This window comes from Thalassotalea sediminis (assembly GCF_030295915.1).
Classification (GTDB): Bacteria; Pseudomonadota; Gammaproteobacteria; order Enterobacterales; family Alteromonadaceae; genus Thalassotalea_C; species Thalassotalea_C sediminis.
In genome coordinates this window covers 2,638,486-2,654,098 of record NZ_AP027361.1, presented here as the reverse complement: position 1 = coordinate 2,654,098, position 15,613 = coordinate 2,638,486, and the positions used below count along the sequence as shown (strand labels likewise).

General features: G+C 38.6%; 15 protein-coding genes. 8 read left to right on the top strand and 7 right to left on the bottom strand.

Features of this window, described 5'->3' with window-relative positions; genetic code table 11:
• Positions 1-102 precede the first annotated feature (102 nt).
• Entirely contained in the window at positions 103-678 is a 576-nt protein-coding gene (locus tag QUE09_RS12195; RefSeq protein ID WP_286233035.1) for a CoA pyrophosphatase, read from the bottom strand.
• 50 nt (positions 679-728) lie between these two features.
• Positions 729-2,129, bottom strand: a complete 1,401-nt coding sequence (gene pabB / locus QUE09_RS12190) for an aminodeoxychorismate synthase component I (RefSeq protein ID WP_491590187.1) — start codon at positions 2,127-2,129, stop codon at positions 729-731.
• Positions 2,130-2,271: 142 nt separating this feature from the next.
• On the opposite strand from pabB, the gene QUE09_RS12185 reads away from it, so the two are divergent.
• The 4 genes from QUE09_RS12185 to QUE09_RS12170 all read left to right on the top strand — a co-directional run bounded on the left by QUE09_RS12185 (position 2,272) and on the right by QUE09_RS12170 (position 7,289).
• Positions 2,272-3,807, top strand: coding sequence for a fumarate hydratase (locus QUE09_RS12185; RefSeq protein WP_286233034.1), 1,536 nt, complete (start codon positions 2,272-2,274; stop codon positions 3,805-3,807).
• Between the two features lie 113 nt (positions 3,808-3,920).
• Positions 3,921-5,279: a DNA recombination protein RmuC gene (locus QUE09_RS12180; RefSeq protein ID WP_286233032.1), complete on the top strand. Its 1,359-nt coding sequence runs from the start codon at positions 3,921-3,923 to the stop codon at positions 5,277-5,279.
• 91 nt (positions 5,280-5,370) lie between these two features.
• Entirely contained in the window at positions 5,371-6,561 is a 1,191-nt protein-coding gene (locus QUE09_RS12175) for a GGDEF domain-containing protein (RefSeq protein WP_286233031.1), read from the top strand.
• A gap of 29 nt (positions 6,562-6,590) precedes the next feature.
• Positions 6,591-7,289 carry a substrate-binding periplasmic protein gene (locus QUE09_RS12170; protein WP_286233030.1) on the top strand — a complete coding sequence of 233 codons (699 nt, stop codon included), beginning with the start codon at positions 6,591-6,593 and terminating at the stop codon, positions 7,287-7,289.
• A gap of 57 nt (positions 7,290-7,346) precedes the next feature.
• Here the strand turns inward: QUE09_RS12170 and QUE09_RS12165 are convergent, their stop codons facing one another.
• Positions 7,347-8,684: a sodium-dependent transporter gene (locus QUE09_RS12165; RefSeq protein ID WP_286233029.1), complete on the bottom strand. Its 1,338-nt coding sequence runs from the start codon at positions 8,682-8,684 to the stop codon at positions 7,347-7,349.
• Between the two features lie 201 nt (positions 8,685-8,885).
• Here QUE09_RS12165 and QUE09_RS12160 point away from each other — a divergent pair, with 201 nt between their 5' ends.
• Together QUE09_RS12160 and QUE09_RS12155 are read left to right on the top strand one after the other, a co-directional pair.
• Positions 8,886-9,527 (top strand): MBL fold metallo-hydrolase, encoded by a 642-nt coding sequence (locus tag QUE09_RS12160; protein ID WP_286235928.1) that lies wholly within the window; start codon positions 8,886-8,888, stop codon positions 9,525-9,527.
• Between the two features lies 1 nt (position 9,528).
• Positions 9,529-10,368, top strand: coding sequence for an ion transporter (locus tag QUE09_RS12155; RefSeq protein WP_286233028.1), 840 nt, complete (start codon positions 9,529-9,531; stop codon positions 10,366-10,368).
• 78 nt (positions 10,369-10,446) lie between these two features.
• On the opposite strand, the gene QUE09_RS12150 is transcribed toward QUE09_RS12155, so the two are convergent.
• Both QUE09_RS12150 and QUE09_RS12145 read right to left on the bottom strand, forming a co-directional pair.
• Positions 10,447-10,758, bottom strand: a complete 312-nt coding sequence (locus QUE09_RS12150; RefSeq protein WP_286233027.1) for an Mpo1-like protein — start codon at positions 10,756-10,758, stop codon at positions 10,447-10,449.
• 17 nt (positions 10,759-10,775) lie between these two features.
• On the bottom strand, positions 10,776-11,432 hold the full coding sequence (locus QUE09_RS12145; RefSeq protein WP_286233026.1) for a LysE family translocator: 657 nt from the start codon (positions 11,430-11,432) through the stop codon (positions 10,776-10,778).
• Between the two features lie 114 nt (positions 11,433-11,546).
• Between QUE09_RS12145 and QUE09_RS12140 the strand changes: the two genes are divergently transcribed.
• Positions 11,547-12,236: a pseudouridine synthase gene (locus QUE09_RS12140; RefSeq protein ID WP_286233025.1), complete on the top strand. Its 690-nt coding sequence runs from the start codon at positions 11,547-11,549 to the stop codon at positions 12,234-12,236.
• A gap of 136 nt (positions 12,237-12,372) precedes the next feature.
• Positions 12,373-12,663 (top strand): hypothetical protein, encoded by a 291-nt coding sequence (locus QUE09_RS12135; RefSeq protein WP_286233024.1) that lies wholly within the window; start codon positions 12,373-12,375, stop codon positions 12,661-12,663.
• A 45-nt stretch (positions 12,664-12,708) separates the two neighbouring features.
• Here QUE09_RS12135 and QUE09_RS12130 read toward each other — a convergent pair whose 3' ends face one another.
• The gene (locus tag QUE09_RS12130; protein WP_286233023.1) at positions 12,709-14,094 is read right to left on the bottom strand and encodes a sensor histidine kinase; all 1,386 of its coding nucleotides are present in this window, start codon (positions 14,092-14,094) and stop codon (positions 12,709-12,711) included.
• Positions 14,054-15,451: a sigma-54-dependent transcriptional regulator gene (locus QUE09_RS12125; protein WP_286233022.1), complete on the bottom strand. Its 1,398-nt coding sequence runs from the start codon at positions 15,449-15,451 to the stop codon at positions 14,054-14,056. The genes QUE09_RS12130 and QUE09_RS12125 overlap by 41 nt, the downstream gene beginning before the upstream one ends.
• Positions 15,452-15,613 lie beyond the last annotated feature (162 nt).

The window sequence follows — 15,613 nt, the reverse complement described above, 5'->3', positions numbered from 1 at the left end:
AGAATTTTAGGAAATAATCTTCGGTAATAATACAATAAAGTATTACGTTTCTAAATAAGTTTAGCTGTAACTGCGTGAAAATCTATAGCACCTTGGCGCAAATTATCGTAAGTGTTGGCACAGATCTTTTAGAATCGCAGCGGTAGCACCCCAAATATTATGTTCATGGTACGGCATATAATAAACAGGATGTTTTCGTGAATGGCGTTCGATGTCTACAATAATATGATTATTTTGATCAAGAAAGTGAGCCAAGGGTACTTCAAAAACGTGAGCCACTTCATTGTTATCGATTATATAATGAGGCATCTCTGATAATAACGCGATTATTGGGCTAATTGTAAACCCTGTAAGTGTTTGATAGTCTGGAAGTTGCCCTAAAATTTCAATGTTATCAGCACTTATACCTATTTCTTCGTTCGCCTCGCGTAATGCGGTATCAATGACATTTCTATCTTGTGCTTCAACTTTTCCGCCTGGAAAACTAATTTGTCCTGGGTGATGTCTTAAGTGTTCAGAACGTTTTGTTAAAATTACTTGTAAGTTGTTGTTTAATTCTACTAACGCCACTAACACTGCCGACTGTCGTACCTTACTTTTAGCAATGAAGTCATGATAAACGTCATTCGATGACAGTTGATGTAAATGAAATTTGTTTAAAAACTCTTTTCTATCCATTGAATCACGCCTAAAAATCCGGTTAAGAGCCTAGATTGTTATGCTAAATGTTATGGCATTGCGGCGAGAACAGGAAGAATTTTATTTACTTTGTCTAAACTTTCTTGGTATTCATCTTCTGCACTAGAGTCAGCGACAATGCCACCGCCGGCCCAACAAAATATTTGCTGATTTTTGCAGACAAGTGTGCGGATGGTTATACTTGTATCCATATTTCCATTTGCGGAAATGTATCCAATAGCGCCACAGTATATGCTTCTTCGTTGTGGCTCTAATTCATCAATGATTTCCATCGCACGAATTTTGGGTGCGCCGGTTATAGAGCCGCCAGGAAAGGACGCCCTTAATAAATCTACAGCTGTTTTACCATCTTTTAGTTTTCCCTCAACGGTACTTACGAGATGGTGTACCGCTGGAAAGCTCTCAATATCAAACAAGGTTGGTACAACGACGGATCCTGCCTGGCATACTTTACTAATGTCATTGCGTAATAAGTCAACAATCATTAAGTTTTCAGCTTTATCTTTATTTGATTGGCTTAAGAGGTCTTTTTGTTGTTGGTCTGCTTTTGGGTCATCTTTACGCGCCATTGTGCCTTTGATTGGTTTTGTTTGCACCATGCCTTGTTTTACTTGAATAAAACGTTCAGGAGAGACACTTAAAATACTAAAATTAGGTAATCGTATGAAAGCAGAAAAGGGCGCTTTATTTGTTTCTCTTAAGGCTAAATAAGCTAAAAATTCATCACCACTATAGCGGCTAGAAAATCGTTGCGTTAAGTTAATTTGATAACAATCACCATTGATTAAATAGCGTTGTACTTGTGCAAATTTATCATAATATTGTGTTTTGGTTATATTGGTTTCCCAAGGTGCCGTTAAGGTAAAATTGGTCGCTTTAGATAACGCTGAATGGCTAATTGTAGAAAACTTTTGAACATGCTCGCTACGTTCATGTTCTAGACAAATTAAATAGTATTGTTGTGATTTGTTGTCAAATATTATGGCGTTGGTATATATGCCTATTGCCATTTCTGGCATATCTATATCTTTAACAGCCTTATCTGGGAGTCGTTCAAAACTTCTACCTAGATCATAAGAGAAGTAACCAAGCGCACCACCAGTAAAGGGTAAGTGAGCAACATCAATATCTATAGATGCGAATATTTCATCTTGAACGTTTGACAGCACCGTTAACGGGTCATGTCCGGTCAACGTTGTTTCGTCAAGCTGATCTTTGGCAATGGTAACCTGTTGATTATTTGCAACAATTGTCGCCTTTGGCGACCAAACCATTATATCAAATTGGCTATCAACATGATCATCGCTTGAGGAATCAAGCCACATAGACCAAGGAGTATTGGCGATAGAAGCAAAGACTTCGGTCGGTGTTAGCTTTTGACTAAAGTGCAAAGGTTTCGCGGTAATATTTGATTTACAATGCTGCGACAATGTGACTACCTTTTAAATATTCAAACGTCGCCACTGGCGAGCGTGATTCAAGCAGGGTATCATATCGGCAAAAATATAACTTTCAATACTTTCGCTATAGTTAACGTAGAAAGAACAACCTGAAAACCGTTAAAGGGCAAATATGGCTATTATCAAACAACAAGATATGATCGACAGTATTGCAGATGCATTGCAATATATTTCTTATTACCATCCACTAGATTTTGTGCAAGCACTTGAAAAGGCTTACCACAAAGAAGAAAGCCAAGCAGCAAAAGATGCGATAGCACAAATTCTCATTAACTCTCGTATGTCTGCACATGGAAAACGTCCTATTTGCCAAGACACAGGTATCGTAACCTGCTTTGTTAAAATAGGCATGGATGTAAAATGGGATAAAACTGACATGACTGTTCAACAAATGGTCGATGAAGGGACACGTCGCGCATACTTGAATCCAGATAACCCTTTAAGGGCTTCTATTGTTGCTGACCCAGCAGGTGCGCGTAAAAATACCAAAGACAATACACCATCTGTTGTTCACATAGACATGGTTGCTGGTGACGAAGTAGAAGTAATGATTGCTGCTAAAGGTGGCGGAAGTGAAAATAAAACAAAAATGGCGATGTTGAACCCGAGTGATTCAATCGCTGATTGGGTCGTAAAAACATTGCCTACAATGGGAGCCGGCTGGTGTCCACCTGGGATGATAGGCATCGGTGTTGGTGGTACTGCTGAAAAAGCAGGGGTGCTTGCGAAAGAAAGTCTGATGGACCCTGTTAATATTCAAGAGTTAATAGACCGTGGCCCGCAAAGTGCAGAAGAAGCATTACGCCTAGAAATTTATGAACGAGTTAATAAGTTAGGCATTGGCGCTCAAGGCTTAGGTGGTTTAACCACTGTTGTTGATGTTAAAATAAACTCCGTACCAACTCATGCCGCTTCAAAACCTGTTGTTATGATCCCTAATTGTGCTGCGACACGTCATGTTCACTTTCACCTTGATGGTACAGGGCCAGCAGACCTAACACCACCTAAGTTGGAAGATTGGCCTGAAATAACCTGGGAAGTAGGCGAAAATGTTCGCCGGGTAAATGTTGACGGGCTTACAAAAGCAGATATTGCTGAATGGAAAACGGGTGAAACAGTACTACTGTCAGGCAAAATATTAACTGGTCGCGATGCAGCGCATAAGAAAATTCAAGAATTACTAAACTCTGGTGAGGGTTTACCTGACGGTGTAGATTTTACTAATAAATTTATTTATTACGTTGGTCCAGTTGATGCTATTGGTGATGAAGCAGTTGGTCCTGCGGGACCAACAACGGCAACTCGCATGGATAAATTTACTGAAATGATGCTAAATGATACTGGCTTACTCGGTACAATTGGTAAAGCAGAGCGTGGGCCTGCGACAGTAGAAAGTATTAAAACGCATAAATCTGTGTATTTAATGGCTGTAGGCGGCGCAGCATATTTAGTATCTAAAGCGATTAAAAAAGCACGCGTAGTTGCATTTGAAGAGCTTGGCATGGAAGCAATTTACGAATTTGAAGTTGAAGATATGCCTGTGACAGTAGCAGTCGACTCTACAGGTGAATCTGCACATGTTACTGGTCCAGCGATTTGGAAAGCTAAAATTGAAGAGTTAGACAAAGCATTAACATCAAGCAAGTAAAAGTTCGTTAATGTATATGAAAAAACGGTAAGCTTTTGCTTACCGTTTTTTTTATTGTTGGCATTTAGTGGTTGCTGTGCTTAAATACCTGTTAATAATTACAGTGGTTCGAAATGATGTTAGCTTTTTTAAACGGTTTTTTTAGTCAGTTAAGTGGTGAACAGTTATTTTTTTTAACGGCGATAGCGTTGTTATTGTTATTGCTAGGCGTTGTTCTAGGACAGATTTTTGCTATAAATAACAATGCTCAAGCGCTAGAAATGAAGTCTTTATTACAGGAGCACCTACAAGGGTATCAGCATCTTCTTCAACAGCAGTTTAGTGACAGTAAACTAGCGCAACATAAGCTTTTTACAGAAAGTACGCAGCAGCAGCATCAAAGAGCGCGAGAAGAAGCGCAATTACTGCAAAATATGCTACACAAACACCAACAAGACTTTTCAAAGACTCAAGCAGTCGCGTTAGAACAACTGCTAGATGTTATTGCTAAACATAATCAAGCGAACCGGGAAGAACAAGCGAAGTCACTGAATGTAGCGAGCGATAAAATAGCAAATAAAGTATCAGAATTAACTGGAGCGACGGATAATCGTCTAAAAGAAATTAGTGAGCAAGTTGAAAAACGCTTAGCCGATGGTTTTGAAAAAACCAGTAAAACATTTAGCGATATCGTTAAACGATTAGCATTGATAGATGATGCTCAAAAGAAGATCACGGAACTTTCGAGTAATGTTGTTTCTTTGCAAGAAGTATTATCTGATAAACGTTCACGAGGTGCCTTTGGCGAAGTACAGCTTAGCGCGCTAATTCGTAATGTGCTTCCAGAGCAGCACTTTAGTCTGCAATATACATTATCGAATACTAAAATAGCAGATTGTGTTTTATGGTTGCCTGAACCAACAGGCAATGTTGTTATTGATGCGAAATTTCCGTTAGAAAGTTATAAGAGAATGACCAACATTGACGCCAGTGAGTTAGAACGTAAGGTGGCGGAGAAACAATTTAAAACCGATATTAAAAAGCATATTAATGACATTAGTAGTAAATATTTAATCAGTGGTGAAACGGCTGATGGTGCGATTATGTTTATACCAGCAGAAGCAATATTTGCTGAAATACATAGCCACTTCCCTGATTTAGTCGAACACGCGAATAACCAGCGTGTTTGGTTAACGTCGCCAACAACGTTAATGGCAATTTTAACGACGGCTAGAGCAGTGTTAAAAGATGAAGCAACACGAGAACAGGTACATATAATTAAAGCGCATTTAGGGGAATTATCGGCAGATTTTTCACGTTTTAAAACGCGATTTAATAACTTAGCAAGACATATTGACCAAGCGTCTACTGATGTAAAACAAATTCATACTTCAGCAGATAAAATATCGGCACGGTTTGAAAAAATTGAACAAGTAGACATTAGCAATGAAGATAAGCAAGAAACACAACTGTTACAAGAAAAAACAAGTTGATTGCTACTTCATTCCAACCATACAATAGACAAGTCTTTGATGTGCTTAGCGCTTAGGGTTAACTAAGAATAAAAATGATAAGGTTGTACATTTGCTACAAAAACTAGAAGGTATTAAAACCACATTGTGGACAGGCCTAGCGATTAGCTTGTTGTTTGCTATTATCGGTTTTAGCGAAGCGTTGTGGTCTTCAAAAATCATGCTTATTGAGCAAATAGTTTTTGGCTTATTTGTCGTTGGCATTTTATTTACAGCGCAATTTAGTCGCAGTCGATATACATTGATGATTATCGGATTGCTTATTTATTACCTAGTGATACAGCAAAAGCTTGTTGAGCTAGAGACGCTATCTAAACACAAAGAATGGATTTTTTTATCGGCGGTATTTTTACTGAGTTTTTTGGTAAATATTAAAGATCGCGGGCTAATATCTGTTCATGGCTTATTGAGATTACTAGCCGTTGCTGTATGTATTGGCTTAGCCAAAGTTTGGTTAATGATAAGTGAATATATCGCGGCACAAACAATTTTACTGGGCTGGCCAGAACAAATTAGTACTAATATAACCTTAGCAGTGCCATTGATATTTACGACACTTTATGTGCTATATCAATCGATACGTTACCCTAGTTTACTGATAGCCTCTCTGTTAACGAGCTTGTTGATTGCCACCCTTGCATACTATCAACAACTCTTATTGCCGCTAAGTGTTATAATGCTGTTATTACTGGCACATTATATTGTCGTGGTAGTCATTGATTCTTATTATTTAGCTTATCGTGATGAATTGACAGGGATCCCCTCTAGAAGAGCGTTAAATCAGTATGCATTGTCTCTTGGACGGCGCTATTGTGTAGCAATGGTTGATATTGACCACTTTAAAAAATTTAATGACAGTTATGGTCATGATATTGGCGACCAAGTGCTAAAGTTAGTTGCTGCAAAACTAGCAACTGTTTCAGAAGGCGGTAAAGCATTTCGTTATGGTGGCGAAGAATTTACACTTATTTTTCCTCGCAAGAGTGGTGATGAAGCAACACCTGAATTAGAGCGAATACGACAATTAATTGCTGATTATAAAATAATCATTAGGCACCCTGTACGCAAAAGTAAAAAAGCGCGGGGAACCAAACCTACCGAACAAACTAAAACTGTCAGTGTTACTGTTTCTATGGGCGTTTCTACTCGCGAAGATAAACAATCATTCGAACAAGTCATTAAGGTTGCTGATCAGGCACTATATCGAGCGAAAAAGAAGGGGCGAAACAATGTTAGTCGTTAATTGCTATCGAACTCGTTATAATGGCCTTTATGGACAGAATATTTTTTACAATCTTATTGTTGGCAGTGTTCCCTTTGTCAGCAAAGCAACAGGTTATTTTCGCTGCAGAAGATAGCTGGCCGCCGTATTCCGGTCGAAATGGGCAAGGAATTTCTCAGCGCTTAATTGAAAGCGCACTGGCTGATAGTCAGTTTTCGGTTGAGTTCATTTCTGTACCTTATGCTCGAGCGCTAATGATGACTGAAAAAGGTCTAGTTAATGCTTGTTTTAATGTAACACGCCAAAAAGATACAGAGCAACGTTTTGCTTTTGGAGAGCAAGCATTATTGGTGGCAAAAGCCTCTTATTACTACCCAGTAAATAAGGTAAAACCATATAAATCTATAGAACAACTCAACGATAATACTGCTATCGGGCTTATTATTGGCTATGAATATGGTGACGACTATGAGCGAAATCGACACCGTTTTAAAGAGTTTAGGGTGTCAACGCAGCAACAACTTATAGGTATGTTGATCAATGAGCGAATAGAGGTGGCGATAATGTTTGATGAGGTTGCTACATATACCTTGGCTGAAATGTCGTTACCACAAAGTGCAATTGTCAAAGGCGCTTTAAACCACCAAAGTGATATTTATGTTGCTTTTAGCCGTAAAAATGCAGACACACCCGCTTTAATTCAGGCGCTTGATCGAGGGCTTGTGCGATTAAACAAAGAAAGTAATTAGCTGACATTAGTAAATAAATCTAGTAGTGATTATTACTTACTAATGTCTGAACAATGGTTAATTCAAAATCGCAACGTTGATAAACACCACGGTTAGCAGTACAGGGCAAACAAAACGTAAATAGTTACCCCAATGACTTAACCATGGTCTATTTTGTTGTAAGGCTTTGTCACGTAGTTTATTGCCTCGGTGCCATAACCAACCAACAACAATAAAGTAAAATAAACAGCTTAATGGTTGCAGTATCGTGGTGAGCACCCGAATAAAAGCACCAAAAAGTACATCAAAAAAGGCAATTAATAACATTGAAAAAAACATGACTGTTGCTGATACAATCCACGTAGCTTTCTGACGTGACAATTGTTTATCTTCAACGAGGTAAGCTACAGGTACTTCTGTTGAAGAAATTGTTGATGTTAATGCTGCTATGGAAAGTAATAGAAAGAAACCAGCTGCAACGACTAAACCCATGGTGCCCATTGAAGAAAATAACTCTGGCAATATGTGGAAAATAAGCTGCCCTTCACCAATCAACTCATTTCCTTGAAAGACCTGTTGTCCTGCATGCTGTGCAACAAACAATGCTGGAATTATCAATAAACCTGCTAAGAAAGCAATTCCCGTATCTAGCGCAGTAATTGAAAGAACAAGCTTACCTAAATCTTTGTCTTTTTGCATATAGGAGCCGTAAACCATCATGCCACCTACACCGATAGATAGTGAGAAAAATGCTTGCCCCATGGCTGATACAATTAATTTGGGATTTGTTATTTGACTAAAATCAGGTACCAAGTATACCTGTAGCCCTTCTGTTGCACCTGGTTGTTGTAATATATAGATGATTAAACCAATGAGCATAATCAACAGGATAGGCATCAGGCGTGTCGACCATTTTTCTATACCTGCGTTGACTCCCTGATGAATTATCGCAGCACCAAGTAGAATAAAAATAGGTGTAAATAATAGGTTCCTTTCCGTACTCGATGTTGCTAACCAGTGAGACAAGTCGGTTAAACCAATAATTTCTGTAATGGCTGATAACGCATGAGATAACATCCAGCCGGCGACGATGGTGTAAAAGCTTAACATCATTATCGCGCCACAAAGCCCAATAATACCAGCTTTACGCCCTAATGATTCAGACACCCCTTTGCAGGCATCTCCAAGCGCAGATACAGGGTTTTTTTGTGCTTGGTTACCAATATAAACTTCAGCATAAAGGGCAGGAAGCGCTAATAGTAAGGTCACAACTAAATAGACAAATAAGAAAGCACCACCACCATTATTAGCGGCATTGGTGGGAAAGCCCCAAATATTACCTAATCCAATTGCGGAACCAGCGGCAGCTAAAACAAAGCCTATCCGCGAGTGAAATGAATCCCTGAGCTGCGTCATAAATCAATTGCGTTATTGTTGTTATTTCAGCCGAGCTTACCGAGTTCGTCTGAATTAGGAAAGTAATTTTAACATTTTATTAAAATTATTGGTTAAGTTGTCGAATATTTATTCAATGAAGCATTGAATTAAAAATTATTTGCACCCACATAAAGGAGCAGAGAAAATAGTGAATTGTTTAGAACCTTGAGAGCGATTATGTTGCAGTACCAAATTATTCCAGTAACACCTTTTCAGCAAAATTGTACTTTATTTTGGTGCGATGAAACCAAGAGAGCCGCTATTATTGACCCCGGTGGCGATATAGAACTCATAAATGCTGCGATTAAGCAGCATGATGTAACATTAGAGAAAGTGTTGTTAACACACGCGCATATTGATCATGCAGGAGCGACTAAAGCGATATCCGAGTATTATGGGGTAGATATTGAAGGGCCACATAAAGAAGATAAGTTTTGGATTGACTTGATCCCCGAGCAACGAACGAGGTTTGGTTTTGATCAGGCGGAGTTCTTTGAGCCAACCAGGTGGTTGCAGCAAGGAGATACTGTTAGTTTTGGTAATATTACCTTAGAAGTCTACTTTTGTCCTGGGCATACACCTGGGCATGTTGTGTTTTTCCATCGCGAATCAAAACTTGCACAAGTCGGTGATGTATTGTTTAAAGGCTCTATCGGTCGTACCGACTTTCCGCGTGGCGACCATGCAACGTTAATTAGCTCTATTCGCAATAATCTATTTCCACTCGGCGATGATATTCGGTTTATTCCAGGACATGGCCCAATGAGCACTTTCGGCGAAGAGCGAAAAAGTAACCCTTTCGTTGGTGATAGAGTGAATTGACATGAGTACGATAGTAATTTCATTAAAAGAACGTTTGAAACAAGTCGATTCAAGTCCAATTTTCCAGTGGACAGTAATCGCGGTTATTATTCTGTCAGCATTACTCATTGGGGCAAAAACACATGATTTACCTGACCCCGTTATTCAGGCTTTATCTATCGCAGACAACGCAGTAACGCTCTTTTTTCTGATTGAAATAATTATTCGATTTCTAGCGACAGCAAACAAGAAAGCATTTTTTAAGAGCGGTTGGAATATCTTTGATACTATCATCGTGATCGGTAGTTTAGTGCCAGATGGTGGCTCAGGGGTTTTACTTGCGCGGTTATTACGTGTTTTTAGAGTACTAAGATTAGTTTCTATGGTGCCGGAGTTAAGGTTGTTGATCAATGCATTGATCAAAGCTATTCCACGCATGGGCTACATTGCATTACTGATGTTTGTTATTTTTTATATCTATGCCGCCATTGGAAGTATCATTTTTCATCAAATTAATGAGGAATTATGGGGCGATGTTTCAATATCAATGCTGACATTATTCCGTGTTGCTACTTTTGAAGATTGGACCGATGTTATGTATGAAACGATGGCGGTTTACCCACTAAGCTGGATATTCTATTTATCCTTTATTTTTCTTACCGCCTTTATTTTTCTCAATATGATGGTAGGAACAATACTTGATGTGATGAATGAAGAACATGAGCAGCATAGAGCGCAGCAACATGGCGAAACGGCGGAAGGAGGAGAACCTGCAAGTCGTGCACAAATTGAATCATTGCAAGCTGAATTAACTGAAATTAAAGCAATGCTTTTAAATAATCAAGTTGAAAGGCGGCAATAACATTAACGATGTCATACAATGATGTGAATTATTGTAAATAAAGGCTTATGTACTTATTAAATGTAAGCCTTTAATTTCCTACCAGCATTTTACTTTGCCTAATAAAATATCCTTAAACATAACCCAGTCACCTAATAAGCTATAGAGCGGGTAACTAAAGGTGGCAGGTTTGTTTTTTTCGTAAAAAAAGTGACCTACCCAAGCGAAGCCGTAACCAGCGATTGGTAGTAAGTATAGATAACGCCAATGTTGACTTATGAATATGTAAGCTAATAACACGATTACGATTATTGAGCCAATAAAATGTAAACGTCTGCAAACTAGGTTCGAATGTTGGCTTAAGTAAAACGGATAAAATGCTTTAAATGATTGATAAGTTTTTTCAGCCATATTTACCTCGTATATACTTAGTTTATTTTTGAAGTCAGCACTTTTAAGCTAAGTAATATCATAGCGCCTCCCATTATTCTATCTATCCAATGTCCTAGCCTTTGGAAGCTGTTACTAATGCGCGGTTGTGAAAGCAATAATGTTACTGTACAAAACCATGCTAGTTGTATAACCATGAGCCAAACACCATAAATAAGTAAGTGTGTACTAGGAAGACTTGGAGACAATACAACGGTAAAAAGTGCAACAAAGTAAATAGGTGCTTTTGGATTTAATGCGTTACATAAAAAGCCTTTAACTATTGTGCTTAATGCAGATACTTGTGTGGTTGTATTTGTCACTAATTGAGTGTTTATGTCATGGTTATTAGGTGTTTGTGTTGATGATGGTTTAGCACGCAACCCTTGAAAACCTAAATAAAATAAATAACCTGCACCTAGCACTTTAATCATCCAAAGTAAGGTTTCTGAGCTCGCAATAACCGCCGCTAGCCCCAATGCAGAATAAATAATGTGTATTGATAACCCTAAAGCGATACCTAGTGAGCACAGTAATCCCGCTTTTTTGCCGTACTTAAGTGTTTGTTGTGAAACGAGAACGAAATCTGGACCAGGAGAAGCTGCCGCTAATAAGTGAACTGACGTTATAATGATAAGGCCTGAAAGTAAATCCATTTGTTGGATCCCGCTAGAAAGATTACAATTGTCAGCATTATCATCACGTAAACTATGCAGTTTTGCAATATTTAGCTAACTGTAGGCATTATTCATGAAGAAGTTAACAATACCATGCGTTTAGACAAGTTTATCTGTAAGAGTACCGAATTAACGCGCACAGAAGCTAAAAAACTATTAAAGAAAGGTGAAGTTACCGTTAATGGCGATGTAATAACAAACCCTGCTACACAAGTACATGAAAATAATGATATTCGTGTAGATGGTCGTCAATTAACGGCAAGGAAATCTCGATATATAATGCTGCATAAACCTGCAAATACGATTTGTTCGAATGTTGATGAGCTATACCCATCTGTTTTGCACTACTTAGATGTAGATAAAGCTTTTGATATGCATATTGCCGGTCGACTTGATGCTGATACTACTGGTTTGGTTATTGTTACGGACGACGGACGTTGGTCACATAATATTATTTCGCCGAAAAAAGACTGTGCAAAAACCTATCGAGTTTGGTCAAGAGATGTTATTCAACCAGACACGATTGAAAAATTTGCACAAGGTGTACAATTGCAAGGCGAGAAAGGCTTAACAAGGCCAGCAACACTCAATATTGTTAGTGATAAGGAAGCTTTGTTAACTATTACAGAAGGAAAATATCATCAAGTTAAGCGCATGTTTGCTGCAGTGGGAAATAAGGTAATGGGCCTGCATAGAGAGCAAATTGGCTCGTTATTACTTGAACAATTACCTGAAGGTGACTGGCGATACTTAACCGAAGAAGAAGTAAATAGCTTTAAATAACGGTTTGATTTTTTTACTAATAGCGTAATTTGTGAAAAAGTCAAAAAAATGTAAAAAATTCGCTAAAGATTTGAACGTTGTTGCCGATATTATAACCAAGTGATTGGTTTTTAATAAAAATACTGGGTATGAAAAAATGGACGTTTTGGCAGACATTTTACCGCCATCTTATCTTGTAAAGTCGGAAACTACGGCGAAAGACCGCCAACCTGATCAGCAGGAGAAACAGTCGTCTCAGGAAGAAGGTAAAGATAACACTGAGCAAAAGCAAGAAAAGAAAACACCAAAGAAAGCTTATTTTGTTGAACGACGTTCAGGTAAAGATCGTCGCTTGCAACAAAAAAATAGAGGTCGTTGGTTAGATTCTCGCTTAAGCGAGGATAGACGAAAAGCAAACGTTAAATCAGCAATCAAGTTGAGTATTTAATAGACATCATTTCGGCTGACACAATCGCTATTTACTATGTTCTTACTAAAAAGTGAGCGTAAATGTTGTTCCTTTACCTTGCTCACTTTTCAAATAAATATGGCCATTATGCGCCAACATCACTTGTCTGCTTAATGCCAAACCAACGCCTGAACCTTCCCTTTTTGTTGTAAAGAATGGTACAAAAATCTTTTCTGCAATTTGTTCATCAATACCGCACCCATTATCAGTTATCTCGATAACAACATGACCGCGAGTATTCAGATATGAAGAGACATTAATTACTTTATTATCTTCTTTATTGGCAAGTGCATGTTGCGCATTTAAGAGTAAATTTTCCATTACTTGCATTAGCATATCGCGATCGGCATAAACGGTTAAACTTTGTGGTGAAGTATTGATATTGAATGTAATGTTACGCTTTTGCCATTGTTGCTGATGTAGCTGCGCTAAATCGTTAAATAATGGTGAAAGTGCTACTTTTGTTCGCTTAGGCTTGGGTAAACGGGTTAGCCGACGATAACTCGATACAAAGTTGGTTAGACTGTCACTGCGTCTTGCGACAGTGTGGACAGCATCTGCAATGTCGGTGATTGTTTCCTGTAAGGATTGATCTAAAGGTTGTTGATTTGCTAAATCATCAACAAGCTCAGCGGCGGTTTGTGCTAACGATGCAACTGGAGTAATGCTGTTCATTATTTCATGGGTTAACACCCTGACAAGGTCTTGCCATGCGTCTAACTGTGCGGTATTAAGTTCTGATTGAATATCAAGTAAGCTGATTAATAACTCTTTGTCGCCATGAATAACCAACTCAGTAGCAGATACACTAAGTTTATGGTGTATGCCGTCAATTTTAATTTCAACTAATGATCTACTACCTGCGGACATCGCCATTATTTGCTGAGGAAAAACATTACTGAACACTGTTAAATCGGAAAGTTTGGTTACTTGATTAGCACCAAATAGTCGTCGCGCACTGTTATTCCACAAGGTAATACTGTCGTTACTCTGAATACTCATAAGAGGAACAGGTACATGTTCAACGATCGCTTTAATATGTTTTAATGTAGTTTCTTGCGCTTGTCTGCTCGATTGAAGTTGATTAAGAATGTCACCGAAAGATTGCCGAAGTTCGTCAAATCCCGTTCCTAAGGTTTGTAAATCAAAGCGCTGTGAATAGTCAGCATGGCGCGCAGCTTCAAAAAATCGCACGAGTTCTTCGTTCGTTTTATTGACAAAACGTAAAAGCTCGGTGAGCTGAATAATAACGATCATTAACAACAGAATACTTGTTGCGTGATAGCCTTCATTACTTAAAGAAAGTGATAGCGCTCCAAGCGTGACCATGGCGAGTACCGTGCGTAAAACAATGCGTAGTGAAAACTTCTTAAAGCCCATGCTTTTCCATCCTACGGTATAGTGCTGCACGCGTTAGCCCTAATGCTTTTGCGCTGTGACTAATGTTATATTTGTGTCGCTTTAATGCCTTAGAAATTGCTTGTTTTTCAATCGCATCAAGTGTTTGAATGTCTGTGTCTGTGTCTGTGTCAGTAATTACTTGATTGTTCGTTGATAGTGGCTGCTCAACAGTGAGTTGCAGATTAGTAGATGTTATGCTCGATGTGTCGCACATAATAACTGCGCGCTCGATGGCGTGTCTTAACGCCCTTACATTGCCAGGCCATACTGCCTTTAACATCGCTTCTTTGGCTTGCTCATCGAAGGTCAATGATGCTTTTTGATACTTCTTTTCATAAAGCGTTAAGTAGTGCTCCGCTATTGCTAAAATATCTGAGCCTCTTTCTCTTAGTGGGGGGAGTGTAATTTCAACCGTATTTAATCGAAAGAGTAAATCTTGTCGAAAGGATTGCTCATCTTGTAATTGCACTGGATCGAGGTTTGTCGCAGCAATAATTCTTACGTCAAAGGATTCTGCTGTATTGCTACCAACAGGCGTTACTTTACGCTGCTCAAGAACGGTCAGTAATTTTGCTTGTAAATGCAGCGGTAAGTTGCCTATCTCATCTAAAAAAAGTGTACCGCCATCTGCGGCTTTTAACATGCCTATTCGGTCTTGCTGCGCCCCTGTAAATGCGCCTTTTTTATGACCAAATAGTTCACTTTCAAACAAGGTTTCACTTAGTGCGCCCAAATCGATGGAGAGAAATACGTGTTCAGCTCTTTTGCTCTGTCTATGAATTTCATGGGCAACAAGCTCTTTACCTGTGCCATTTTCTCCGAGAATAAGTACATTTGCGTCAGTGGGAGCAGCACGCTCAATCATGTTGAATATACGCGTCATGGCGCTAGATTGCCCAATTATCATTGGCACATGAGCACTGTTTTGTTTTTTTAGCGCCTCGTTGGCAGCTTTTAAGTGTTTTGTTTCTTCTCGAGAACGTTTCAGTTCAAGTGCTGTTGTGACAGTAGATATCACTTTTTCATTCTGCCAAGGTTTGGCAATAAAATCAGTTGCACCACGTTTAATGGCTTCTACAGCAATATCAACGCTACCGTGTGCAGTTATCATAATAACAATTGTGCTTGGTGATAGTGTTAAAATTTGATTTAGCCAATATAATCCTTGTTCGCCCGAGCTTTCACCTGGGCCAAAATTCATATCGAGTAATATGACATCAAAACTGGTTTGCTGAAGCTTAGTAGGTAATTGTTCTGGTTGATTACAAATACTAATGTCACTAAATTTTCGCTTCAGTAAGAGTTTTCCTGCCACCAAAATGTCTTGATCATCATCGACTATCAATATATTTGCTTGTTGTTTCATTACATTCTCTCTTGGTAACTGTTCATTAACGTACACCTAGTGTTCATAAACGTACAGTTTTTTTCATGTTAAAAGTAAGATAAAAAAATAATTCCTATTAATACAGTAGGTTACAAACTGGAATGAAAGTTGTATTGCATTAGGCATTATCAACAAAAGCAT

What these genes read in the sequence shown, in the direction of transcription:
- QUE09_RS12195 (WP_286233035.1), bottom strand. Translation starts at nt 678, where the DNA reads ATGGATAGAAAAGAGTTTTTAAACAAATTTCATTTACATCAACTGTCA.
- QUE09_RS12185 (WP_286233034.1), top strand. Translation starts at nt 2,272, where the DNA reads ATGGCTATTATCAAACAACAAGATATGATCGACAGTATTGCAGATGCA.
- QUE09_RS12180 (WP_286233032.1), top strand. Translation starts at nt 3,921, where the DNA reads ATGATGTTAGCTTTTTTAAACGGTTTTTTTAGTCAGTTAAGTGGTGAA.
- QUE09_RS12170 (WP_286233030.1), top strand. Translation starts at nt 6,591, where the DNA reads ATGGACAGAATATTTTTTACAATCTTATTGTTGGCAGTGTTCCCTTTG.
- QUE09_RS12165 (WP_286233029.1), bottom strand. Translation starts at nt 8,684, where the DNA reads ATGACGCAGCTCAGGGATTCATTTCACTCGCGGATAGGCTTTGTTTTA.
- QUE09_RS12155 (WP_286233028.1), top strand. Translation starts at nt 9,529, where the DNA reads ATGAGTACGATAGTAATTTCATTAAAAGAACGTTTGAAACAAGTCGAT.
- QUE09_RS12150 (WP_286233027.1), bottom strand. Translation starts at nt 10,758, where the DNA reads ATGGCTGAAAAAACTTATCAATCATTTAAAGCATTTTATCCGTTTTAC.
- QUE09_RS12145 (WP_286233026.1), bottom strand. Translation starts at nt 11,432, where the DNA reads ATGGATTTACTTTCAGGCCTTATCATTATAACGTCAGTTCACTTATTA.
- QUE09_RS12140 (WP_286233025.1), top strand. Translation starts at nt 11,547, where the DNA reads ATGCGTTTAGACAAGTTTATCTGTAAGAGTACCGAATTAACGCGCACA.
- QUE09_RS12135 (WP_286233024.1), top strand. Translation starts at nt 12,373, where the DNA reads ATGGACGTTTTGGCAGACATTTTACCGCCATCTTATCTTGTAAAGTCG.
- QUE09_RS12125 (WP_286233022.1), bottom strand. Translation starts at nt 15,451, where the DNA reads ATGAAACAACAAGCAAATATATTGATAGTCGATGATGATCAAGACATT.